We start from the raw sequence: 21,953 nt of genomic DNA, 5'->3' as shown, positions 1-21,953 counted from the left end.
CCCCCGTCCCACCCCCGTCCCACTCCCGTCCCACTCCCCGAGCACCCGCACGCACCACCCCCGCGAACCAGGTACCCTAGACGCTCGTCGTGCGCCCACCGGCCCACGACGGGGGGCGCGTAGCTCAGCGGTAGAGCGCTGCTCTTACAAAGCAGATGTCGGCGGTTCGAAACCGTCCGCGCCCACAGCAGAGAAGGGCCAGTTCGGAGGAGTGATCCTCCCGAACTGGCCCTAGATCGTTTCCGCGGTCTTACTCGTCCCGTGCCACCCGCGTGCCAGATGCAGGCGCGGGGTACCTCTTGGCTAGCCATTCCTCGACCGCAGTCTTGGACGTGTATCCGTGCTGGCGGAGGAGTTCGACGATGTCGCGGCCGCAGATCAGGACTACCGGGTGCTCATCGTCACGGATCTCCTTCTGCATCTGCTGGTTGAAGTAGGACGTCGTGACGAGGACCCCGAAGTTTCGGTGCCGCAGCCGTGAGATCAGTCGGCTTCCCTCTTTCACGCCGACCGCCTGGTCGGGCGACTTGCACTTGGCTTCCAGGGCGAAGTCGATGGCGATCCGGTCGGCCGGAGGGCCCAAGTAGTACTGCCCCACGGCGTCGCGCCCTCCATCGCGGCTACGGCGGGTCACCTCAACCTGGCCGGTCGCCGGTGCGAGAAGGCGCCACAGCTCCACCGCGCACGGCTCGAAGTCGTGTTCCCGGTCGCGGAAGTGCTCGCGGATTGTTGCCAGGATCTCCCGGGAGTTCGGGTCAGAAGGCAGCTGCTCCGCCTGGCTGCGGATGACGGTCGTCGCCGGGGCAGTGAGTGGAAGATAGGAGCGGGTTTCGACCCAGGTGCGCCACGCGTTGGGGCAGCCGCCCTCCAGAGAGTTCCCACCGTGGATGAGGTGCTGGATCCACTTGCGTGGAATGACGGCCTGGTCCAGCACGGTGAACCGGGCCCGGTAGTTCTGGAAGCGCTCACCGCCGGTTGTGCGCCAGATGGCGGCGAGTTCGTCATCGGAGGTGAGAGCCGGGCCTCCCGGCGCGAGCAGTCCGCGGAACCGGACGCCGCGGCCGGTGGCGCCAGCCTTCTCGAAGAGCAGGAACGGAGGTATTCGGCGCCGCTCCTCCGGACCCGCATGGGAGGCGGCGAAGACATTTCGGAGAAGGAGGTTGCCGCCGGGATTCGTCCCGTGCAGCTCGTGTCCGGGCTTCTTGTTGTCTCCGTAGTAGGTGAACGTTCCGGTCTGCGGATCGAGAGCGTCCGGCCAGTCGCGCTCCCGGCCGGTCGTGTAGAGGACGGCCAGGCGGACGTCCTGATTCCAGGGCGAACCGGCGAGCCGGAAGCCGCCCTGGTTGCCCACCTTCGGGACCAGCTTGTTGATTGGATCGTCCGAGATATTGCCTTTGGTGCCACCCGGATAGAACGCGTCGAGGTGGAGATCGACATCGGTCAGCTCGTCGAACGCTGCTGCGGGCTGCTCGGTCTGCGGGGAGGGTGTGCTGGAGGCGGGCACGTGCGCGGGCTCCGTTCTGGGCGGCGGGCAGTACGTGTGTGCGAATAGGGAGTTTCTCGCGGGCACGATCACCGGCTGATACCGGGGCGGGATCGCGGGGGACAAAGAAGCGCAGCCGGTCGGGAGAGAGCCGAACCGGCTGCGCTGAGTGAGATGGCTACTGACCGGCTTCCGTAGCCGGGTCGTCGCGCCGGAGCGCCTGGCGGACGGCTTCGCCCATGCGGTCGGCAATGGCGCGGTCCCGGTCGCTGGTCATGTGCTGGTAGATCAGCGCGGCCCGGGTGCTGCTGTGGCCCATCCTGGTCATGAGTTCCCGGGTGCTGGCCCCGTTCTGCGATGCGAGGGTGTTCCCGGTGTGGCGGAGGTCGTGGAAGTGGGCGTCCGCACTGACCCCGGCGGCCGTCCGGGCCCGGATCCAGTCGTCCCGGAAGTTGTTCCGCCGGAGCTTGCCGCCGCGGGGCCCGATGAACAGGTGCCCGTCCGGGCCGGGGCCGGCGTACCGGTCGAGATGGTGGGCCAGGTCATCGACGATCTCGGCGGGGAAGGCCACCGGCCGGAAGCCCGCCCGGCTCTTGGGCGCCTTGTCGTAGAGGCGCCCGCTGTTGAGCTCCGCCTGATTGCGCTGCACCCGGACGAGCCGGTTCGCCAGGTCGACGTCCCGCCGGCGGAGCGCGGCCAACTCACCGAACCGGCGCGTGGTGAACGCGGTCAGCAGCACCAGCGCCCGCCAGCGCGGCCCGATCGCGTCGGCGACGGCGAACACCTCGGTGACGGAGGGAACGGGCCGCTCCGGCACGTCGTAGGTGTCGGCGCCCTTGATCCGGCACGGGTTGCGCTGGATCACCTCGTCATCCACGGCGGTGTTCATGATGGCCCGCAGCAGTTGATAGGCATTGACCACCGACGGCTCGCGCTCCGTTCTCCAGGAGCGCGGACCGCCAGGAGCGCACCCGGGCCGGAGTGATCTCGGCGAGCGACCGATGCCCCAACCCGGGCTCGATGTACTGGCGGAGCGTGATGGCGTACCGCTCGCGCGTGCTCTCCTCCAGCTTGCGATCCCGCAGACAGGCGGCGGCGAAGTCGCCGAGCTTGACCCTTCCGGCGTCCGGGTCGGCCCACCGGTCGCGCTTGATGTCGGCTTCGATGAGCGTGAGCGCGACATCGGCGTCCGTCTTGGTGGGGTAGGTCTGCTCACCAGGCCGCATCAGGCCAGTGACCGGGTCGGGATAGCGGATCTGCCACCGACCGGAGGCGAGTTGGCGGACTGAGCCGAAGCGCCGGCGGTTTCCCCTGGAGTTGGCCATCACGCCACCTTCCGGAGTGGCCGACGGCGGGCGGTCACCGGTTGCACGGTCCGTTCGGTAATGAATGCGTCGATGGCCGAGGCGGGTATGCGTACGTGGTGGCCGACCTTGACGTAAGCGATGCGTCGTTCGGCGATCAGCCGGCGAGGGAACCGTTCCCCGCTGGTCTCCCAGGTGCCGAGCAGTTCGGCGGCCTGTGCGGCGGTCAACAGGCGGTCAGTCATGGGTCGGTTCTCCTTCCGTGCCGGGTGCGGGTTGTAGTGCTTGGGTGAGCCAGGCTTCGCCGCGGGTGAGGCCGAGGCCGGCGAAGACCCAGTGGGCGAGGACGAGCGTGTTCTCCTCGGCGACCGGGGTGTCGGGGCCGTGGAGGTGTTCGAGGGTCTGGGCGCGGCGCCAGGCAGTACGGGCGTCACGGAGGGCGCCGAGGGTGGTCGAGTATCTGCGGGTCTTGGTGGAGAAGTGGCCCCGGAAGCCGAGCATGTGGGCCCAGGCCCGAAGACGGAGTTCTGCGAGTTCGGGGCGGACTCCGAGGTTCCAGCAGGTGCGGATGAGTCGGCGGGCGTGTTCGGGGATGTCGTGCTGGGCGATCTCGGCGAGCAGCCGTACGGGCCGGTCCAACGTGCCGGTGGCGGTCTCGGCCCCCTTGGTCGCGTACTTGGCGATGTAGGCGGCGACGGCCCGTTCGGTGATCTGGACTGGGCCGGTGAAGTCGGCGTTGCGGATCGTCCGGATGTCGAGCTGCCGGCCAAAGGCGAAGCGGTGCTGTCGACCGTCGACCAGCGGACCGGGGATATCGGCCCGGCGGGCGGCGACGCGGATAGCGTCGGTCAGAAGGTCGGCGGTCGCCCAGGTTGGCGGGGGGGCGTGTCGCCGCCTTCGGGGCCGTCGAGGCGGATGACGGCGTGGAAGTGGATCGCGCCGCGCTTCTGGTACTCGGCGACCTTGCCGAACGAGACTCGGGCGACGTCCTTGAAGGCGCGCTGGGAGAGTCCGGCGAGCTTGGCGATCTCTCGGCGCAGGTGGATCGTGAACCGGGCCCATAGCTTGCCCGCGTGGGCGTTCCACAGGACGGCGCCCTCGTAGTCGTACCTCTCAGGGTCGAGAGGTGAACCGAGCAGTGGGTCGTCGGCCGGATGGGTGCTGCCGCAGCGGCAGGTGCCGGAGCCGGGCCGGTTGTGGATTGGGCCGAAGCCGGGCCGGTTGTGGATTGGGCCGAAGCCGGGCGCGGTGAAGGTGGCGAACACCCGGGGGTGGGCGGACACGGTCTCCGGAGTGCCTTTGCCGCCGACGAGTCCGGCGGTGATCAGGTGGTAGGTGTCGCGGCGATACGGTTTCGGCGCACGACGGGCAGCGGGTGACACGGCGGTTGCTCGTCCCCGGCGAGCAGCATGATCCGCTCGAACGCCATTGCCTGGGCGCCGCCGGCCTCGGTCAGCTCCATTGACAACTCATGCTCTGTGCGGGGCATTTGCCGAATCTCCTCCCGCACCTCGTACAGGAGTACTGCGATGTGGATCGAGGTCCGGACCCGCCCGACGTAGTCCGCGTACGCGTCGAGCTTCTTCTCATCCCAGCGAAGCCGCAGGCCGTCCTTGCGCTTGCTCCGCTCTATCAGGTGGTTCGTCACGTAGGTGGTCAACCCACCGAGCACGACAGCGGCGGTGGTCACTAGCTGGGTGATCGTATCCATGGCCCCCGCACCGGCGATGTGAACAGCAGTCAGATCTGAACCTGCCGATGATAGATGGCCGACGGGCCCGGAGGCAGGTGGGCGGTGAGAAGAGGCGGGGTGGGGTGAGGGGTGGAGGAGTGGGGAGTGAGTAAAAATCTTCTCTACGGGTTCAAGGGCGCGCACAGCGCGCCAGCGCGCGGCCCAGCCGCTCGCCGTCGCTCCTGTCTTACGCCCCGCTCCGTCGGCGGCCGGCCGCGCACGTCGAACGTGCGGCCGGGAGAGTAGCCGAGGTTAGAGCCCGTCGTGGCTGGGGTCGGGCGGCTCCACGGTTTTACCCACCTCCCAGGCTCGGGACCCGAGTCGAGCAAGAACGGGGGGCCACTCGGCCAAATTGCGGTCAGGCCCAAAAGCCCTGACCGAGTCGCAACAGCTTACGGCCCCCCGATCATGCTCGATCCCAAACCAGGCAGGACACCGGCCAAAACCGCTCCACCGCCCGCGTGCCCAGAGGGTCCTACCGCACTTCCCCGCTTATATGGGAGATCTGCATCAGCCGATACTTCGTTCTGCGCTCGCCAACGGTCTCATCAATTACTGTCGTGCCGACGATGAGTACGTCATAGTGCTCTTGTACGGTCGCGTGGGAGGCTTGAGGCCAAGCGAGATCGTCGATCTTTCCTTCATAGTCATCCGCAGGGTTCGATGACTCGTCCCGGAATCCGAAGGTCCTGCGTTCGGTGTCGATCTTGTAGAGCACCATTCGGCGCCGGATCTCAATTGATTGGTCTTCGGGAACGAGCCGGTTCAGGGTCTTGGCGAACTCATGCAGCTTCTCTGAGGTGAGCTCCCTTTTCGAGTAAGGAATGTGTGCGCCAGCTGCGGCGACTGTGACATCGCCACCTGTTTCTACAAACTTCTCGACCAGGAGCCTGAAGCTCTTTGCGGCGCGAGGCTTAATCTCTGCAAGCTTGCTTGCAAGTTCTGAGTACTCCAGGTTCATGTCCAGGAGTTCGATTAGCTTTTCCGTCACTTGGACGAATAGGGACTCTCCCAGGAGATCATCGAGTTCATTGGATGCCATCTCAAGCATGAAGCTGGCTGCAGAGGCACCGACCATGGAGATGGCGGTTTGGCCTGTGACATCGGCAGGGATCTTCCCTCGCTGAGATGGGGTGATCTCGCGCAGGGCGTAGCCGAGGTTGTCGTATACGGCCTGGGTCTGTAGGAGTAGTGCCCCGATGGCGCGGGCGGGAGCCTCGCTGCGGGAGAACTTTGGCAACTTGACGCGGAGTCTTAGCCGGGTGCGGCTCTCTTGCCGAGCCTTCGTCTCGATGACGCTCTCAGGATCAGCGAGGGGCAGGGTGTGGGTTGCGAGATCTAGGCAGTACCCCTCCTCTGGGAGCCACTCTTCCGGGATCTCTGAAGAGGAAATTGGCTCCACCGAGTCTAGACTGCCCGGGCGATGGGGGAGGAATACTCGGAATGTGAATCCCTCTGGCCATTCGACAGCGGCCCTCAGGGCGATACCGCCAGATCTGACCATTTCTAGCCGTGATTTAGAGATGGGAAGGTACAGCCAGTCATCGCCGTCGGCTCCCTCGGCGGCCCATAGGGCGAGATAGATTTGATCGGTCAGAGAGATGCAGCTGAAGACGCGAGGGCCATCGTAGAAGACGTAAGTTTCTAGGATTTTGAGATCGCCAAGAATTGTCTTCTCTGGCACCCAATTCATGGTGCTACCTCGAACCCTTCCCACGACGCATCATTCAGAGTGCGCCACCACGTGTGGTGAGTGCACTTCGGATGCCGCGGCGTGTGCTTTAGTCTTCCCGACCCGGTGATGTCTCCAATTGCGATCTTCTTCTTCCTGAGTGGCCCTACGGCTGCCCGGGTGCTCGCCGCGTCTGCCGCGTCAGCGAAGACGCTCAGTCCAGCGGCTGCACAGTCGTCCGTCCAGAAGCGAGACCGTACGCGGCCGGCTGTGAGCATCTCATGATGGTTGAGGAAGTCCTCCCTGGCTGGTGGGTCTTGATCCACCAGCCGATAGAACTGCCCTGTTGCCGGGACAGCGTCGACTGGGGGGCAGGCTTCAGGGAAGTTGTCGGGCCAAGTCTCCAAGAAGAACCCCCTACGGCTGACACGGGCAAGTGTGGCCGACCGCACTGACATCGTGGTCTGGTCTGATCTTGGGTCAGGACGAGGGAAGCGGGAAGTTGTCTGATCCAAACGTTCCTCAATAGTGACCAGGGGGCATGCGTTCGATTACTCGGTGCGACCGCACTGGTCGACGGGTGATCGGAAGATAGTCCGAGTTGGTGGCGATTGGTCTCCAAGGGGAAATATGTCACCTAATCTAGTGATTTCTGTATGATGTGGAGCCTTGTCACGCTGCCGCATGTCGGGCGGCTGAGGGGTAGTGCCCTAGGGATGCCTGACACCGTGCCACAGGCGTGCCAGATCGGGCGGTACGTGGCGGTCAGTTGCGGGCGCCGGCGGCGCGGTGGCCGGGGAACGGGCAGGCTGGGCGCGGTGCAGGTCAGCGCAGGGGGCGCACGCCAAGCCTTACAAAGCAGATGTCGGCGGTTCGAAACCGTCCGCGCCCACGTGGAACGAATGCCCCGGACCGAGGTCGGTCCGGGGCATTCGTCATGTGTGGTCCCGTCGCTCGGGTGCTTCAGGCGCCGATGTCCTCGTGCCAGAGGTCGGGGCGGGCCGTGATGAAGGCGGTCATCAGGGAGACGCATTCCTCGTCGTCGAGGAGGACGATCTCCACGCCGTGTTCGGCGAGCCAGTCGTGGCCGCCCCGGAAGGTTCTGGCCTCGCCGATGACGACGCGGGAGATGCCGAACTGGCGGACCAGGCCGCTGCAGTACCAGCAGGGCGACAGTGTGGTGACCATGGTCGTGCCCCGGTAGGAGCGCAGGCGGCCGGCCGCGCGGAAGGCGGCGGTTTCCGCGTGCGTGGAGGGGTCGTCGTCTTGGACCCGGCGGTTGTGGCCGCGCCCGAGCAGGGCCTGTCCGTCGGGGCCGTACAGGGCGGCTCCGATGGGGATCCCGCCTTCGGCGAGGCCCGCGCGGGCCTCCTCGATCGCGGTGTGCAGCAGTTGGCGATCCGTGTCCCGGGGCATGTCCTCATTCTGCCCGGGAGACGGATCGGGCGGGGGTGAGGGTGAGGACGCGCAGGCCGGAGGGAAGGGGGGTGGTGGCGGTGTGGGTGAGGGTGGCGGTGGTGGCGAGGGAGCGGTAGGCGGGGATGGTGCTGTGGGGGCCGGCGGCCTGGGCACAGCGGCGGAGGATGCGCAGGATGTCGGCGTCGTTCCAGTTGTGGAGGACGTTGACCAGGGTGTGGACGTCGGCGCCCGGTGGCAGGGGGTCGAAGAAGCTGCCGGCGACGGTGGTGAAGCGGTCGCCGTGGCCGGCGGCGGTGAGGCGGTCGTTCGCGGCGTGGGCGGCGTCGGGGAGGTCGACCAGGGTGGTGCGCAGGTGGGGGCGGGCTCGCATCAGGGCGTCGAGGAGGGCGGCGGAGAGGCCCGTCAGCCCGTACTCGCCGGGGTGGGGCTCGGCGAAGACCTCGCGGCAGACGAGGAAGCGCAGGAGGCATTCCAGGAGGTCGGGGTCGGTGCCGGTGCGTTCGGCGAGGGCGGGGAGGCGGTCGTGGCCGGCGTCGATGTGGTCGGCGAGGCGGCGGGTCGCGGCGGCGCGCAGGGCGGCGGGGGCGAGTCCGCTGACGGCTTCGGCGAACTGGTGGGTGGCGAGGTCGTCGGTCACGGTTGGGCTGCTCCGGGAGGGCTGGAGAGGCCGGCGTCGATCTGGTCGCCGAGCAGCAGGCGGTAGCGCGGGCTGGTGCGGACGAGTTCCTCGTGGTCGCCGCAGGCCGCGATCCGGCCCTCGTCCAGGACGAGGATGCGGTCGGCGTCGCGGACGGTGGAGAGCCGGTGGGCGACGACGAGGACGGCGGTGTGCTCGGGGAGGTGGCGCAGCCCGGCCATGACGGCGGTCTCGTTCTCGCTGTCCAGGCTGGCGGTGGGCTCGTCGAGCAGCAGCAGGGCGGGGCGGCTCAGGAGGGCGCGGGCAGGGTGTCGACGGTGGCCTCCGGCACCGGCACCAGGCCGCACCGGGCGTCGCCCCACAGCATCCAGTACGAGAACACGGACTCCATGGCCAGGTACTCCACCGCCCGGTCGGTGGTGGTGAACGTCCGGGTGAAGGTGAACGACCGGGCCTTCGCCCAGGCGTCCAGGCGTCCAGGCGGGACGCCAACTCGTCCCGGTGCTGCAGTAATTGGCGGCTCACCCGATCCACGCCCGCCCGGCACACCGGCTCGTCGACGGTGGCCGGGAACCGGTCGTAGGCGCCGTTGTCGGAGGGGTCCAGGTCGTGCGGCGCCACGTAGGCGACCGTGCCGGCCACGTCCTGCGGGTAGAAGCGCCGGTGGTAGGCGGAGGCCATGCCGTCCTTGCTCCAGCCGGTGCCGATCCACGGGCCCCGGTACAGGCGCTTCAGCGCGGACACCGCGGCGTGGTAGTCGTCCGCCGACTGCCGGACGGTGAGCGTGCCCCAGTCGGGCGGGGACGGCGTCGAGGAGGCGAAGAACCGGTGCACCAGGTTGAGCCGCTGCTGGAACGTCCCCTTCGCGTGGTCGGCGTGGTCGACCCGCTGCCGGAACTCCATCAGGTACTGCCGGCCTCCGCCGTCCACGACTTCGTGTCACCTTGAGTCCGAGGAATTCGAATCGGTCGGGAACGGAGAATTCAGCCGGGCCGGGATTCTCAGACGGGCTGGGATTCGAGGTCGCGGTCGATCGGGCGGTGGGCGCGGGCGGTGAGGGTGTCGGGGTGGTCGGGGCCAAGGCGCCGGGTGAGGTCCGCGAGCGCGCGGGTGTGCAGCGCGGCCGCGTCGTCGGGGTGGCCGAGGGCGTGGAGGGTGAGGGAGAGGTTGGCGGTGCAGACGAGGACGTCGGGGTGGTCGGGGCCGTAGCGGGCGTGCAGGGCGGTGGTGGCCTGGCGTTGCAGGGCGAGGGCGTCGCTGTGGCGGCCTACGTCGTTGTGGGCGTTGGCGAGGTTGATCACCGCCTTGAGGGTGAGCGGGTGTCCGGCGCCGACGCGTTCGCGCAGCGCGGCGACCACCTCCTCGCCGCGTTCGACGGCCTCCCGGGCCTCGCCGCTGGTGCGCAGGTAGAGGGCGAGGTTGGCCGCGCACAGTAGGGAGAAGGGGTGGTCGGGGCCGAAGAGGCGGTGGTGGGCCGCCTGTACCCGGACGGTGAGGGCGCGGGCGGCCTCGTTGTCCCCGGCGGCGCTGTGGTCGGCGGCGAGGTTGATCGCGCAGATCAGGGTGTCGGGCGCGTGGTCGCCGTAGCGGCGCAGGAGCCGCTCGTACGTGACGGCGTTGGCGGCGCGGGCCTCCTCCAGCCGGCCGACGCGGCGCAGGGAGACGGCGAGGGAGGAGGTGTTGCGCAGGTTCTCGGGCAGTTCCGGGTCCTGGATGCCGGCGAAGCCCTCGCCGGACTCCCGCAGGAGCTGGATCGAGGTCGGGAAGTCGCCGAGGTCCCTGAGGTCCCTGGCCACGCAGTACTTGGTGACGAGCGTCCACGGGTGCAGCGGGCCGAGGACGGCGATGCGGCCCTCCAGGGTGGTCCGGTCGAGGTCGAGGGCGGCCTGGCTGTCCCCGACGAGCCGGTAGTCGATGGCCAGGTTGTGGCCCATGGCGAGGGTGCGGTCGTTGCGGACGCCGAAGAGCCGCAGGAACTGGCCGTACGTGTCGAGGTCGAGGGTGAGCGCGTCCTCGAAGCGGCCGAGGCAGCGGAGGTCGGCGGCGAGGGAGCCGGCCGTCATCAGGGTGTGCCGGTGCTGCTCGCCGAGGACGGCCCGCTGGCCGACGAGGACGGCCTCGTCCAGGGCGAGGGCCTCGCCGTGACGGCCCAGGGAGCGCAGGACGTTGGCGCGCTGGAAGCGCAGCCGCAGGTGCTGCGGGTCGTCCTCGCCGAGCCGTCCGGCCCAGAGGGACAGCAGTGCGGAGCTGAGCTCGTCGGCGTGGCGGTGGTCGCCGCGGCGCCACAGGTAGCGCACCCGGTCGATCATCAGCTGGCGGGGCGCGGGGAGGTCGCAGGTCTCGACGCCGGAGGCGCCCAGGTGCGGCCAGATCTCCTCGATGACGGGCCACTGGGCGGGGCCGGCGTCGTCGCCGTCGGCAGGCCGGGCCCCGGCCAGGACGAGGTGGACGTCGTGCCGGGCGGCGCGCTGCTCGTCCTCCGTCATCTCGGAGCGGATGACGGCCTGGACGAGCCGGTGCAGCTGGACGGTCCGGCGGGCGGCGTCGACCCGGGCGAGCGAGTAGCGGCCGATCGCCCGGATCGCCTCGGCGACGGCGAGCAGGCCGTCGATGCGCTCGTCGTAGCGGGCGAGCGCCTCGATCATCTGCTCGTTGTAGAGCAGCCCCATTGCGATGGGCTCGGGGGCGAAGAACGCGCACAGCTGCAGCAGCCTGGCCGCTGCCGGGGCCTCGGTGCGCAGCCGGGTGATGGAGACGCTCCAGGTGGTGGCGACGGAGGCCGGGTGTCCGATGGGGCGGTCCAGGAGGAGGACCCGGGAGGCGGCGATGCGCAATTGCACCAGGTAGTCGTCGACGGGCATGCCGGTGGCGTTCAGCCAGGCCGCGGCGACCTCGACGGCGAGCGGGAGGTCGCCGAGCTCGTCCGCGACCCGGTCGGCGTCCCGGGCGGTCAGGCTCGGGGCGCGCCGGCACAGGTGCTCGACGCTCTCCCGGCGGGTGAACACGTCCACCGCGAAGGCTTCGGCCATCGAGGTCCAGCCGGGGTTGCGGGAGGTGACCAGGACGTGCCCGGAGCCGCCGGGCAGGAAGGGCTCGATGTCGGCGGGCGCGTCGGCGTTGTCGAACACCAGCAGCCAGCGCTCGGCCGGGTCCCCGCGCCGCAGGGCCGCGAGGGCGGCGTCGGACGCCTCCGTGACGGAGTCCCCGACGGGCAGCCGCAGTTCGCGGGCGACGTTGGCCAGCGCGGCGGGGATCAGCTCGGGCTGCTCGGCGTCGATCCACCAGATCAGGTCGTACTCGGCCTTGAACCGGTGCGCGTACTCCAGCGCGATCTGGGTCTTGCCGATCCCGCCGAGCCCGACGAGGCTCTGCGAGCTGGGCAGCACGGCGGCCACCCCGCCGCCGAGCCGGCGGTGCAGGCGGTCCAGGACCTCGCGCCGGCCGGTGAAGGCGGGGTAGCGCAGCGGGACCTTGAAGTGCGCGGCGCCCGAGCCGGGCCAGCGCAGCCCGGTGAGGTCGGGCGGGTGCGGGGCGCCGCCGAGGGCGTCGAGCAGCGCGGCGGCGGCGCGGGCGCCGTCCGGACCGCTCAGGGGGACACCCGGGTGCTCGCGGTGGGCGGCGAGCGGGGAGACGCCGTCGATCCTCGCCACCACCACGTGGCCGGTGGCAGGGGCGGGCGCGGGCCTGGGCGAGCGGAGCGAGGCGGGGGAGACGAGCAGGACGGTACGGTCCGGGGCCCCGCTGCGGGGGCCGCCGGTGCTGGTTTCGGGTGCGTCGGAGGGCTCGGCGACGGTGCGGAGCCCCGCCCGGGTCAGGACGGCGTCGACCCAGCGGGCCCAGACCACGTCCTCGGGCGCGTACCGCAGCGCGATGGCGGTACCGGCCGCGCCGGGCGGCGCGCACAGCGGGCAGTCGGCAGCAGAGCGGTTGTGGACCGGGCCCGCCGGGCCGGGGCGCAGCCCGTACGGGTGCGGCGGCGGCGCGGCGGCCAGGTCGACCAGCCGGTCGGCGAGCGCGCTCAGCCGCCCGGGGTGGCCCTCCTCGCCCTCGGCGAGGGTGCCCAACTCCGCTGCGGGAGCGTGGAGATCGTGGACGGCGAGGCGGTCGCCCAGGAAGCCGAGGGCCTCGGCGGCGGTGAAGTGGCCCACCGGCACGTGGCTCTGGCGGCGCATGCGCAGCCGCTGGGAGCTGCTGCGGGTGGTGACCAGTACCCGGCCGGTGGCGGAGGGGGCCGGGCGCAGTTCGGCGAGGTCCCCGGCGGAGGCCAGGCCGTCGAGGACCACCATCCAGCGGCGGTCGGTGGTGTTGAGCCAGGCCAGCAGGCGGTCGGGCGCCTCCTCGGCGGGGGCGTTCTCGCCCAGGCGCCCGGCCGCGAGGGCGTAGGCGCGCAGGATGGCGGCCCGGCTGGAGGCGTCGATCCACAGGACGAGGTCCAACTCGCCCGCCTGCAGGGCAAGATGGACGTGGTGGGCGGCCGCCTGCGTCTTGCCGGTGCCGGCCGGGCCGCTCAGCAGGGCCGAACCGCCCTGCGCCAGGCGGCCGTCCACGGACGGGCGGTGGCGGTAGCAGTCGGCGGGCGCGGGGACGGTGCCGAGCTGGACGGGACGGCCGGAGGCCGCGGGCGCGGCGAGTCCGTGCAGGTGGAGGCTGCCGACGCTGCCCGCGACCACGCCGCCGTCGACGGAGATGTCCCCGCCGGGGCTGACGGTGTGGCCGGGGGAGGTGCCGGGGTGCGCCTGGCCCGCCGGTCCGGCGGGGTCGTGCTCGTCTCCGGAGCCGGTCAGCGTGGGGCCGGCCCCGGCGGGGTAGGGCGGTCGGTGCCCGCGTGCTCGTTGCCCCCGATCGTGACGTCGCCCTCGATGCTCCCGGCGATCACACCGCGCTCGTTGTGGATGTTCCCCCCGGCGGCCACACCGCCGTGGTCGGCCCGTACCCCGGGGGAGGGCTGCGCGCCCGTCTCCGCGAGCATCGCCTGCAACTCGCGGACGGCGGCCTCCTGTTCCTCCACCGGGAGGTCCTCGAGGAAGTCCTGCAGCCTGGTCCTCCACCGGTCCTGCCAGTGCCCGTCGGCGGCGGCCCGGTCCTCGGCGGCGGCAAGCTCCCGGCCGGTCTCCTCCAGCCGCTCCCGCGTGGCCCGCTCGGCCCGGTCCTCCTGCTCCGCCCCCGACCGCCCCCGGCGCCACAGCCGGGCCACCCGCTCCCGTACGGCCGACCACAGGTCCGTCCCGGCGGCCTGGACGATCCCCGTGGCCGTGGCCGCAGCCAGCGCGCTCAGCTCCTCGGGCAGCATTCCCGGCTCCCTCCTGTCATGTTCGGTGGGTCCTCGCCCCCGGAGTGACGGTTCATCAACTGCCATGGTTCCCGCGGCGACTGCCGTCTCGAACATCCGCCCGCGACCCCGCCGCCGCGCGGACCCGGCGGTGGTGGTACGAAGGGGCGGTGACCAGGGGATTCGATGCGGTGCTGTGCGATGTGGACGGCGTGATCCGGTTCTTCGACGGGGCCGGGGTGGCGGAGCTGGAGCGGGAGGCGGGCCTGCCGGAGGGCAGCACGGCGGCGGTCGGGTTCGCGCCCGGGGTCGACCTGCCGCTGTTGCTGGGGCGGATCACCAAGGCGCAGTGGGTGGAGGCGATCGCGCGCGGCCTGGAGCCGGGCGTGGACGGTGGGCGGGCGCGGCGGCTGGCCCGGGCGTTCGCGGACTCGCCGTTCCGGGCGGACCCGGCGGTGGTGGAAGTGCTGCGCCGGGCGCGGAAGCACGGCCCGGTGGTGCTGGTCACCAACGCGACGCGCTGGCTGGACGAGGACCTGGCGCTGATGGGCCTCACCGACCTCGCGGACGCCGTGGTGAACAGCTCGGAGGTGGGCTGCGCCAAGCCCGACCGGCGGATCTACGAGCTCGCCGCCGAACGCGCGGGCGTCCCGGCGCACCGCTGCCTGTTCGTCGACGACCGCGAGGAGAACGTCGAGGCCGCCCGCGCCCTCGGCATGACCGGGGTCCTGTACCGGGAGCCCGAGGACCTGAGGCGGGCGCTCGGGGCGGCCGGTTGGGCCGATGGGGTGCGCCGCCCCTCAGCTGGCGGCCGGGAGGCCGCCGGGTGAGGATCGGGACGATCCGGCCGACCCCGAGGAGCGCGCGATGGCCGAGCGGACGGGGGAGTCGCGGGCGCAGCTGGCGTCACGGCTGAACTGGCTGCGCGCGGCGGTGCTGGGCGCCAACGACGGCGTGGTGTCGACCGCCGGCATCGTGACGGGCGTGGCCGGCGCCGCGGGCTCGCGCACCGCGCTGCTGGCGGCCGGGGTGGCGGGGCTGCTGGCCGGGGCGATGTCGATGGCCGCGGGCGAGTACGTCTCCGTCAGCACCCAGCGCGACACCGAGCGGGCCGCGCTGGCCAAGGAGCGGCGCGAGCTGGCGGAGGACCCGGAGGGCGAGCTCGACGAGCTGACCGACTACTACCGGGGCAGTGGCCTGGGCGACCCGCTGGCCCGGGAGGTCGCCGTGGCGCTCACCGAGCGGGACGCGCTCGCCGCCCACGCGCAGAGCGAACTCGGCATCGACCCGCAGGCGTTGACCAACCCCTGGGAGGCGGCCCTGGCCAGCGCCGCCGCGTTCACCCTGGGCGCGGTGGTGCCCCTGCTGGCGGTGCTGCTGCCGCCCGAGTCGTGGCGGCTGCCCGCGACGGTGGCCGCCGTGGTCGCCGCGCTGACCCTCTCCGGCTGGGCCAGCGCCCGCCTCGGCGGCGCGGGCGCGGGGCGGGCGGTGCTGCGCAACGTCCTGGGCGGGCTGCTGGCGATGGCCGTGACGTACAGCGGCGGCGTGCTGCTGGACAGCCTCACGGGGTGAGCCCGGGGTGAGCACGGGGTGAGCACTGGGGGTGAGCCCGGGGCCTGCTCGACAGGCGGCCGCTGCGGCCCTGTGTTTGTGTGGCAGCAAACCGCTTGGGAGAGGTGAAACGCCGTGACCATGCCCCCGTTCGGATCGAACGATCCGTTCTCCGACCTGCTCAGCCGGTTCTTCGGGATGAGCCCGCTGGCCTCCCCGCCCGCCGTGCAGAGGGTGCCGATCGGGCGGCTGCTCAGCGAGTCCTCGCAGGAACTGCTGGCGCTGGCCGCGCAGCGCGCCGCGGAGGACGGCACCAACGACCTGGACACCGCCCACCTGGCCTGGGCGGCCACCCGGGTGGAGCCCTCGCGCCGGATGCTGGAGCGCGCGGGCATCGACCCGGACCAGCTCGGCGGCGACCTCGAGCACGCCCTGCCCACCGGCCCGGGCGAGGTGGACGGGCAGCCCGCCCTCACCCCCGCGGCCAAGCGCGCCCTGCTGTCCGCCCACGCCCGCTCCCAGGCGGCCGGCGCCTCGTACATCGGCCCCGAGCACCTCCTCGGCGCGCTGCTGGACCAGGAGCGCTCCGGCGGCGGCGCGGCGCTGCGCAACGCGGCGCCCTCCCAGGAGGCGCTGAAGACGGTGCTGGACGGCCGGGGCGTCGGCGGGGAGCGCAGCAGCACGGGCGCGAACCCGAGCGAGACCCCGACCCTGGACGAGTACGGCCGCGACCTCACCGAGGAGGCGCGCTCGGGCCGGCTGGACCCGGTGGTCGGCCGGGCCGAGGAGATCGAGCAGACCGTCGAGATCCTCTCCCGCCGGACCAAGAACAACCCGGTGCTGATCGGCGAGCCCGGCGTCGGCAAGACCGCGATCGTCGAGGGCCTGGCGCAGCGCATCGTCTCCGGGGACGTGCCGCGGAGCCTCGCGGACAAGCGCGTCGTCTCCCTCGACCTCACCGCGCTGGTCGCCGGCTCCAAGTACCGGGGCGAGTTCGAGGAGCGGCTCAAGAACGTGATCGACGAGGTCACCGCCGCCGAGAAGAGCGTGATCCTCTTCCTGGACGAGCTGCACACCGTGGTCGGCGCGGGCGGTGGCGGCGAGGGCTCGATGGACGCCGGGAACATCCTCAAACCCGCCCTGGCGCGGGGCGAGTTGAGCGTGGTCGGCGCGACCACCCTGGACGAGTACCGCAGGCACGTGGAGAAGGACGCCGCGCTGGAGCGCCGCTTCCAGCCGGTGCTGGTGCCCGAGCCGAGCGTGGAGGAGACGATCGAGATCCTCCAGGGCCTGCGCGACGCGTACGAGGCGCACCACCAGGTGCGCTTCAGCGACGAGGCGCTGGACGCCGCCGCAACCCTCTCCGACCGCTACGTCAGCGACCGCTTCCTGCCCGACAAGGCGATCGACCTGCTCGACCAGGCCGGCGCCCGGGTGCGGCTGCGCAGCCTGAGCGGCTCCACCGAGGCGAGCGGCGTCCACGACCGCATCACCAAGCTCAAGCGCGAGCTGGACGAGGCCGTCGCCGACGAGGAGTTCGTCCGCGCAGCCAATCTCAAGACCGAACTGCGCCAGACCGAGGACGAGTTGGCGGCGATCGCCGAGTCCCGCGAGGAGGTGGTGGACGTCACCGCGGACGACATCGCCCAGGTGCTCTCCTCCCGGACGGGCATCCCCGTCGCGGAGCTGAACGCGACGGAGAAGGAGCGGCTGCTCAGGCTGGAGGACCACCTGCACGAGAAGGTGATCGGCCAGGACGAGGCCGTCACCGCCGTCGCCCAGGCCGTGCGCCGGGGCCGGGCCGGCATGGGGGACCCGGACCGTCCGACCGGCTCCTTCCTCTTCCTCGGCCCGACCGGCGTCGGCAAGACCGAACTCGCCAAGGCCCTGGCCGCGTTGCTCTTCGGCGACCCGGACCGGATGATCCGCTTCGACATGAGCGAGTTCCAGGAGAAGCACACCGTCTCCCGGCTGGTCGGCTCCCCGCCCGGGTACGTCGGCTACGAGGAGGCCGGGCAGCTGACCGAGGCCGTGCGCCGCAAGCCGTACAGCGTGCTGCTCTTCGACGAGGTGGAGAAGGCACACCCGGACGTCTTCAACCTGCTGCTCCAGGTGCTGGACGACGGCCGGCTGACCGACTCCCAGGGGCGCACGGTCGACTTCCGCAACACCGTGGTGATCATGACCAGCAACATCGGCTCGCAGCGCATCCTCGACCACTCCGGGAACGTCGACGAGATCAGGGACGACCTGATGCGGGACCTGCGCGGGCAGTTCAGGCCCGAGTTCCTCAACCGGATCGACGAGGTGATCGTCTTCCACGCCCTCACCCGCAAGGACCTGCTCTCCGTCGTCGACCTGCTGCTGGAGCGCAGCCGGCGCCGCCTGCGGGCCCAGGACATCGGGCTGGACGTCACCGAGGCGGCCAAGGAGTTCCTCGTCAACCGCGGCTACCAGCCGGAGTTCGGCGCCCGGCCGCTGCGCCGCACGATCCAGTCGGAGCTGGACAACCGGATCTCCAACCTGCTGCTGGACGGCACCGTCCGCGAGGGGGACACCCTGATCGCGGACGTGAGCGACGGCGAGCTGACCGTCACCCTGGCCCGGCCGGAGCCCTCGGCGGCCTTCGAGGAGGCGAACGCCTGATCCCCCGAGGTCGCACCCCCCGCCGTCGCGGGGGGTGCGTCCGGGTCAGGCCCCCGGGAAGACCTCGCGCAGCAGCGGATCGGGCAGCCCCCGCTTGCGCCACTCGCGCGGGTAGCCGAGCGAGACCTCCTCGAAGGGCACCCCGTCGTAGACCGTCCGGCGCGGGATGTGCAGATGGCCGTAGATCATCGTGGCGACGGGGAAGCGCAGGTGCCAGTCGGCGGTCAGCTCGGTGCCGCACCACTGGGCGAACTCCGGGTACCAGAGGATCTCGGTGGGGGTGCGCACCAGCGGGTAGTGGTTGACCAGCACCAGCGGGACGGACGGGTCGCAGGCCGCGAGGCGCTCCTCGGTGAGGCGGACACGGTCGCGGCACCAGGAGTCCCGGTCGGGGTACGGGTCGGGGTGGAGCATCCGCTCGTCCGCGCAGACGATGCCGCTCTCGTACGCGGCGGCCAGCGACTCCTCCTTGGTGGTGGTGCCGGGCGCGCGGAAGGAGTAGTCGTACAGCAGGAACAGCGGCGCGACGCGCACGGGCCCGCCGGCGCCGGTCCACACCGGGTACGGGTCCTCCGGGGTGAGGACGCCCAGGCGGCGGCAGAGCTCCACCAGGTGCTCGTAGCGGGCGACCCCGCGCAGCTGCACGGCGTCCTCGGGGTGGGTCCACAGCTCGTGGTTGCCGGGCGCCCAGATGACGCGGGCGAAGCGCTCGGCGAGCAGGCCCAGGGCCCACTCGATGCTGGCGGAGTGCTCGGCGACGTCCCCGGCGACGATCAGCCAGTCCTCGGGGTGGCCGGGCTGGAGCTTCTCGACCAGGTCGCGGTTCTCCTGGTACGAGATGTGCAGGTCGCTCACCGCGAGCAGCCGCCCGCCGCCGTCCGCCGGCGTCGCGTCTCTGTGGTCCTCGGTCGTCACTGCCGCCCCCTGTGGTCACCAGGCCGTCTCCCCGCCACCCTACGACGCGTACGGTTCGCGGGCGTGAACTCCGGTGAAGGAGTAGGGCCTTAGGAGTGGAAGTCCATCAGCACGCCGTGCGAGGTGAGGGTGGTGACGGCCAGGATCGCCAGGGAGGCGACGCCGAGCGCCAGCCCGAGCACGGCCCGGGCGCGTCGGCGGGTGCCGCGGACGAGGGCGAGGGTGCCCAGGGTGATGGCGAGCGGGCCCAGGACGATGTTGAAGAGGAGCAGCCCGGGCAGGCCGAGCAGGAAGGAGGCGACGGCCAGGCCGTCGGCCTCGGCGGAGTCGGGGCGGGTCCGGGGCGCGGCGACGGTGCTCATGGTGGGGTCCTCTCAGTGGCGGCGCAGGCGGGCGATGCCCTCGCGGGCGCCGAAGGCGAGCAGCCAGGCGGTGATGGCGGCGGAGGCGGTGAGGAAGACCGGGAGCGAGGTGTGCGCGGCGGTGCCGATCAGGACGCCCATGGCGACGAGGGCGGAGAGCAGGATCACGGCTGACTCCTCCAGGGGTGCCGGTGCCGAAGCGGCGGTCGGTGGCCGCCGGTTTCGGTTGACAAGTGTTCACTGAGTTCGGCCCTCACTGTACGCCCGCTGGCCAATTTCGGCAAACGACTGTTTACTGAATGGCGTGAGTCACACCGTGGGGCCCAGGCAGGCCCAGAAGCAGCAGAGCCGGCGCGCCCTGATGGACGCGGGCCTGCACCTGCTGGCCGATCAGAACCTGGCGAGCCTGGGCGTGCGCGAGGTCACCCGCGAGGCCGGGCTCTCCCCGGCCGCCTTCTACCGCCACTTCCCCGACCTGGCCGCGCTCGGCGTCGCCCTGGTCGAGGAGTCGCTGGCCAGCCTGCACGTGATGATCCGCTCGGTGCTCGCCGAGGCCGGTGGCGCCGAGGAGATGATCGACCGCGCGGTGGCGGTCATCGAGCTGCACGTGCGTGAACACCGTTCGCACGTACGGTTCCTGGCGCGTGAGCGGCACGGCGGCGTGCGGCGGGTGCGCGAGGCCATCGACGCCGAACTCGGCCGGTTCGCCACCGAGGTCGGCGAGGCGCTGGCGCTGCAGCCGGCGCTGCCGGGCTGGGGTCCGCAGGAGTTGAGGATGCTCGCCGAGCTGTACGTGGACCACATGGTGTCCACGGCCGCCGCCTTCCTGGAGGGGCTGGAGGCGTCGGAGTCCGATCCGGGGCGGGTCGATCGGATCGCCGCCACCGCCCGGATGCAGTTGCGCCTGATCAGCCTCGGTCGGCGCCACTGGCAGGGGAGTTGAGGCATTCCGGTTCGTGCCGGAAGGGGTGTGAGCGGCTCGGTGGGGACGGCGTCCGGGGCGCGTATTGACTCTTGACAGTGGGTCATGTCCGCGACAAGTTTGGTGGACCCCCACACCGAGAGGTCTCTCATGAAGAAGCCGCTCATCGGCACGCTCGCCGCGCTCGCCCTCGCCGGAGGAACCGCCCTGGCGGGCGCCGCCCCCGCTCACGCCGACCCCGTCGACGCCGTCTCCTTCGCCGGGACGGTGGCCCTGAGCAACTGCTCCGGCTCGGTCGTCCGGATGCCGAACTCGGCCCCGACCGACCCGGCCCTGGTGCTCTCCAACGGCCACTGCCTGGAGTCCGGCATGCCCGGCCCCGGGCAGGTCGTCACCAACCAGCCGTCCAGCCGGACCTTCACCCTGCTCAACCCGGACGGCAGCGACCTCGCGACCCTGACGGCGACCCAGGTCGTCTACAGCGCGATGACCGACACCGACGTGACGATCTACCAGCTCGACACCGACTACGCCACGATCCAGGCGCAGTACGGGATCGCGCCGCTGACCGTCGCCGACACCCACCCCGCCCAGGGCGCCGACATCCGCGTCGTCTCCGGGTACTGGAAGAAGATCTACTCCTGCTCGGTCGACGGCTTCGCCTACCAACTCAACGAGGCGGACTGGACGTTCAAGGACTCCGTCCGTTACACCTCCGGCTGCAACGTCATCGGCGGCACCTCCGGCTCCCCGGTGGTCGACGCCTCGACGGGCCTGCTCGTCGCCGTGAACAACACGATCAACGAGAGCGGCGAGAGCTGCACCCTCAACAACCCGTGCGAGGTCGACCGGTCCGGCAACGTGACGGTGCACCCGGGCATCGGCTACGCCCAGGAGACGTACCTCATCCCGGCCTGCTTCGGCCCGGGCAACCAGCTGGACCTGACGCTGCCCAACTGCGCCCTGCCCCGCCCGTGAACCCGAAGGCGCCGGTCGGCGGCAGAGGTGTGCCGCTGACCGGCGCCTTCACTCCGACGGGCCACCCGCCGTCCGGCGGGGGCGGCGTCCAGGTCACGTGGTGACTCTTGACAGCGGGTCATGTCCGCGCCAGGTTTGGCGGACCCCCACATCACCGAGAGGTCTCTCATGAAGAAGCCGCTCATAGGCACGCTCGCCGCGCTCGCCCTCGCCGGAGGCACCGCCCTGGCAGGAGCCGCCCCCGCCCAGGCCGCCCCGGCCGGCGCCGCCCAGGTCGACGCCGCCCCGCTCAGTGCCGACCAGGTCAGCGCCGCCCCGCTCAGTGCCGTCTCCTTCGCCGGGACGGTGGCCCTGAGCAACTGCTCCGGCTCGGTCGTCCGGATGCCGAACTCGGCCCCGACCGACCCGGCGCTGGTGCTCTCCAACGGCCACTGCCTGGAGTCCGGCATGCCCGGCCCCGGGCAGGTCGTCACCAACCAGCCCTCCAGCCGGACCTTCAGCCTCCTCAGTGCCGGCGGTGGCAAGCTCGCCACGCTGCGGGCCACCAAGGTGGTCTACGGCGCCATGACCGACACCGACGTGTCGATCTACCAGCTGAGCACCACCTACGCCGCGATCAAGTCCAAGTACGGCATCTCCGCGCTGACCGTCGCCGACACCCACCCCGTCCGGGGCGCCGACATCCGCGTCGTCTCCGGGTACTGGAAGAAGATCTACTCCTGCTCGGTCGACGGCTTCGCCTACCGGCTCAAGGAAGCGGACTGGACCTTCAAGGACTCCGTCCGCTACACCTCCGGCTGCAACGTCATCGGCGGCACCTCCGGCTCCCCGGTGGTCGACGCCTCGACGGGCCTGCTCGTCGCGGTCAACAACACGATCAACGAGAGCGGCGAGAGCTGCACCCTCAACAACCCGTGCGAGGTCGACCAGTCCGGCAACGTGACGGTGCACCAGGGCATCGGCTACGCCCAGGAGACCTACGGCATCCCCGCCTGCTTCGGCCCCGGCAACCGGCTCGACCTGACGAGGGCCGGCTGCGCCCTGCCCCGCCCGTAGCACACCT

At 71.2% G+C, this 21,953-nt stretch carries 20 protein-coding genes, 1 tRNA gene and 2 pseudogenes; 7 read left to right on the top strand and 16 right to left on the bottom strand.

Annotation, left to right across the window (positions count from 1 at the left end):
• The first annotated feature begins 113 nt into the window (after positions 1-113).
• A tRNA-Val gene (locus IH61_RS0127420) sits at positions 114-185 on the top strand.
• 65 nt (positions 186-250) lie between these two features.
• Here the strand turns inward: IH61_RS0127420 and IH61_RS0127415 are convergent.
• The 13 genes and pseudogenes from IH61_RS0127415 to IH61_RS0127345 form a co-directional block, all read right to left on the bottom strand.
• The gene (locus IH61_RS0127415) at positions 251-1,504 is read right to left on the bottom strand and encodes a restriction endonuclease (RefSeq protein ID WP_051838104.1); all 1,254 of its coding nucleotides are present in this window, start codon (positions 1,502-1,504) and stop codon (positions 251-253) included.
• A gap of 157 nt (positions 1,505-1,661) precedes the next feature.
• Complete coding sequence (locus IH61_RS50030) at positions 1,662-2,405, bottom strand: site-specific integrase (protein ID WP_324607624.1); 744 nt, start codon at positions 2,403-2,405, stop codon at positions 1,662-1,664.
• A complete protein-coding gene (locus IH61_RS50025) occupies positions 2,353-2,808 on the bottom strand; it encodes a hypothetical protein (protein ID WP_324607623.1) in 456 nt (151 codons plus the stop codon). The genes IH61_RS50030 and IH61_RS50025 overlap by 53 nt, the downstream gene beginning before the upstream one ends.
• Complete coding sequence (locus tag IH61_RS0127400; protein ID WP_031074529.1) at positions 2,808-3,032, bottom strand: helix-turn-helix domain-containing protein; 225 nt, start codon at positions 3,030-3,032, stop codon at positions 2,808-2,810. Before IH61_RS0127400 ends, IH61_RS50025 begins: the two co-directional genes overlap by 1 nt.
• Positions 3,025-4,169 (bottom strand): annotated as a pseudogene (locus tag IH61_RS41470) (replication initiator). The gene IH61_RS0127400 and the pseudogene IH61_RS41470 overlap by 8 nt, the downstream one beginning before the upstream one ends.
• Positions 4,112-4,498: a hypothetical protein gene (locus IH61_RS50020; RefSeq protein WP_051838102.1), complete on the bottom strand. Its 387-nt coding sequence runs from the start codon at positions 4,496-4,498 to the stop codon at positions 4,112-4,114. The pseudogene IH61_RS41470 and the gene IH61_RS50020 overlap by 58 nt, the downstream one beginning before the upstream one ends.
• Positions 4,499-4,994: 496 nt before the next feature.
• Positions 4,995-6,203, bottom strand: a complete 1,209-nt coding sequence (locus tag IH61_RS43225) for a DUF6575 domain-containing protein (RefSeq protein WP_051838101.1) — start codon at positions 6,201-6,203, stop codon at positions 4,995-4,997.
• A 951-nt stretch (positions 6,204-7,154) separates the two neighbouring features.
• A complete protein-coding gene (locus IH61_RS0127380; protein WP_031074522.1) occupies positions 7,155-7,607 on the bottom strand; it encodes a nucleoside deaminase in 453 nt (150 codons plus the stop codon).
• Between the two features lie 4 nt (positions 7,608-7,611).
• The gene (locus IH61_RS48885; RefSeq protein ID WP_031074520.1) at positions 7,612-8,247 is read right to left on the bottom strand and encodes a methyltransferase; all 636 of its coding nucleotides are present in this window, start codon (positions 8,245-8,247) and stop codon (positions 7,612-7,614) included.
• Positions 8,244-8,594: an ABC transporter ATP-binding protein gene (locus IH61_RS48880; RefSeq protein WP_234327350.1), complete on the bottom strand. Its 351-nt coding sequence runs from the start codon at positions 8,592-8,594 to the stop codon at positions 8,244-8,246. Before IH61_RS48880 ends, IH61_RS48885 begins: the two co-directional genes overlap by 4 nt.
• A 184-nt stretch (positions 8,595-8,778) precedes the next feature.
• Positions 8,779-9,081: pseudogene (locus IH61_RS50380) on the bottom strand (S28 family serine protease); the annotation flags it as partial.
• 167 nt (positions 9,082-9,248) lie between these two features.
• Positions 9,249-12,917, bottom strand: a complete 3,669-nt coding sequence (fxsT, locus tag IH61_RS41465; protein ID WP_051838099.1) for an FxSxx-COOH system tetratricopeptide repeat protein — start codon at positions 12,915-12,917, stop codon at positions 9,249-9,251.
• 110 nt (positions 12,918-13,027) lie between these two features.
• Complete coding sequence (locus tag IH61_RS0127345) at positions 13,028-13,537, bottom strand: hypothetical protein (RefSeq protein ID WP_051838097.1); 510 nt, start codon at positions 13,535-13,537, stop codon at positions 13,028-13,030.
• A gap of 149 nt (positions 13,538-13,686) precedes the next feature.
• Here IH61_RS0127345 and IH61_RS0127340 point away from each other — a divergent pair, with 149 nt between their 5' ends.
• The 3 genes from IH61_RS0127340 (at position 13,687) to IH61_RS0127330 (ending at position 17,713) form a co-directional block, all read left to right on the top strand.
• The gene (locus IH61_RS0127340) at positions 13,687-14,346 is read left to right on the top strand and encodes an HAD family hydrolase (protein WP_031074514.1); all 660 of its coding nucleotides are present in this window, start codon (positions 13,687-13,689) and stop codon (positions 14,344-14,346) included.
• Positions 14,347-14,383: 37 nt separating this feature from the next.
• A complete protein-coding gene (locus IH61_RS0127335; RefSeq protein WP_031074511.1) occupies positions 14,384-15,088 on the top strand; it encodes a VIT1/CCC1 transporter family protein in 705 nt (234 codons plus the stop codon).
• A gap of 120 nt (positions 15,089-15,208) precedes the next feature.
• Positions 15,209-17,713: an ATP-dependent Clp protease ATP-binding subunit gene (locus IH61_RS0127330; RefSeq protein WP_420714003.1), complete on the top strand. Its 2,505-nt coding sequence runs from the start codon at positions 15,209-15,211 to the stop codon at positions 17,711-17,713.
• 45 nt (positions 17,714-17,758) lie between these two features.
• Here the strand turns inward: IH61_RS0127330 and IH61_RS0127325 are convergent, their stop codons facing one another.
• From IH61_RS0127325 to IH61_RS47200, 3 genes are all read right to left on the bottom strand, one after another.
• Positions 17,759-18,628, bottom strand: coding sequence for a metallophosphoesterase family protein (locus tag IH61_RS0127325; protein WP_051838094.1), 870 nt, complete (start codon positions 18,626-18,628; stop codon positions 17,759-17,761).
• 89 nt (positions 18,629-18,717) lie between these two features.
• The gene (locus IH61_RS0127320; RefSeq protein ID WP_051838093.1) at positions 18,718-18,990 is read right to left on the bottom strand and encodes a hypothetical protein; all 273 of its coding nucleotides are present in this window, start codon (positions 18,988-18,990) and stop codon (positions 18,718-18,720) included.
• Positions 18,991-19,002: 12 nt separating this feature from the next.
• Entirely contained in the window at positions 19,003-19,158 is a 156-nt protein-coding gene (locus IH61_RS47200) for a hypothetical protein (RefSeq protein WP_158845343.1), read from the bottom strand.
• Between the two features lie 136 nt (positions 19,159-19,294).
• Here IH61_RS47200 and IH61_RS0127310 point away from each other — a divergent pair, with 136 nt between their 5' ends.
• From IH61_RS0127310 to IH61_RS0127300, 3 genes are all read left to right on the top strand, one after another.
• Positions 19,295-19,933, top strand: a complete 639-nt coding sequence (locus IH61_RS0127310; RefSeq protein ID WP_031074502.1) for a TetR family transcriptional regulator — start codon at positions 19,295-19,297, stop codon at positions 19,931-19,933.
• A 129-nt stretch (positions 19,934-20,062) separates the two neighbouring features.
• Positions 20,063-20,890: a S1 family peptidase gene (locus IH61_RS0127305; RefSeq protein WP_031074499.1), complete on the top strand. Its 828-nt coding sequence runs from the start codon at positions 20,063-20,065 to the stop codon at positions 20,888-20,890.
• A gap of 168 nt (positions 20,891-21,058) precedes the next feature.
• Positions 21,059-21,946: a S1 family peptidase gene (locus IH61_RS0127300; RefSeq protein WP_031074497.1), complete on the top strand. Its 888-nt coding sequence runs from the start codon at positions 21,059-21,061 to the stop codon at positions 21,944-21,946.
• Positions 21,947-21,953: the final 7 nt, after the last annotated feature.

Origin of the sequence: Streptomyces sp. NRRL WC-3742 (assembly GCF_000720635.1) — a bacterium.
Lineage (GTDB): Bacteria > Actinomycetota > Actinomycetes > Streptomycetales > Streptomycetaceae > Kitasatospora.
This window is presented reverse-complemented; position numbering and strand designations above follow the sequence as displayed.

Bases quoted from the DNA above. Each gene is read 5' to 3' on its own strand.
- IH61_RS50025 (WP_324607623.1), bottom strand. From the start codon at position 2,808: ATGGCCAACTCCAGGGGAAACCGCCGGCGCTTCGGCTCAGTCCGCCAA.
- IH61_RS0127330 (WP_420714003.1), top strand. From the start codon at position 15,209: ATGCCCCCGTTCGGATCGAACGATCCGTTCTCCGACCTGCTCAGCCGG.
- IH61_RS50020 (WP_051838102.1), bottom strand. From the start codon at position 4,498: ATGGATACGATCACCCAGCTAGTGACCACCGCCGCTGTCGTGCTCGGT.
- IH61_RS0127305 (WP_031074499.1), top strand. From the start codon at position 20,063: ATGAAGAAGCCGCTCATCGGCACGCTCGCCGCGCTCGCCCTCGCCGGA.
- IH61_RS0127300 (WP_031074497.1), top strand. From the start codon at position 21,059: ATGAAGAAGCCGCTCATAGGCACGCTCGCCGCGCTCGCCCTCGCCGGA.
- IH61_RS0127380 (WP_031074522.1), bottom strand. From the start codon at position 7,607: ATGCCCCGGGACACGGATCGCCAACTGCTGCACACCGCGATCGAGGAG.
- IH61_RS0127320 (WP_051838093.1), bottom strand. From the start codon at position 18,990: ATGAGCACCGTCGCCGCGCCCCGGACCCGCCCCGACTCCGCCGAGGCC.
- IH61_RS0127335 (WP_031074511.1), top strand. From the start codon at position 14,384: ATGGCCGAGCGGACGGGGGAGTCGCGGGCGCAGCTGGCGTCACGGCTG.
- IH61_RS0127345 (WP_051838097.1), bottom strand. From the start codon at position 13,537: ATGCTGCCCGAGGAGCTGAGCGCGCTGGCTGCGGCCACGGCCACGGGG.
- IH61_RS0127400 (WP_031074529.1), bottom strand. From the start codon at position 3,032: ATGACTGACCGCCTGTTGACCGCCGCACAGGCCGCCGAACTGCTCGGC.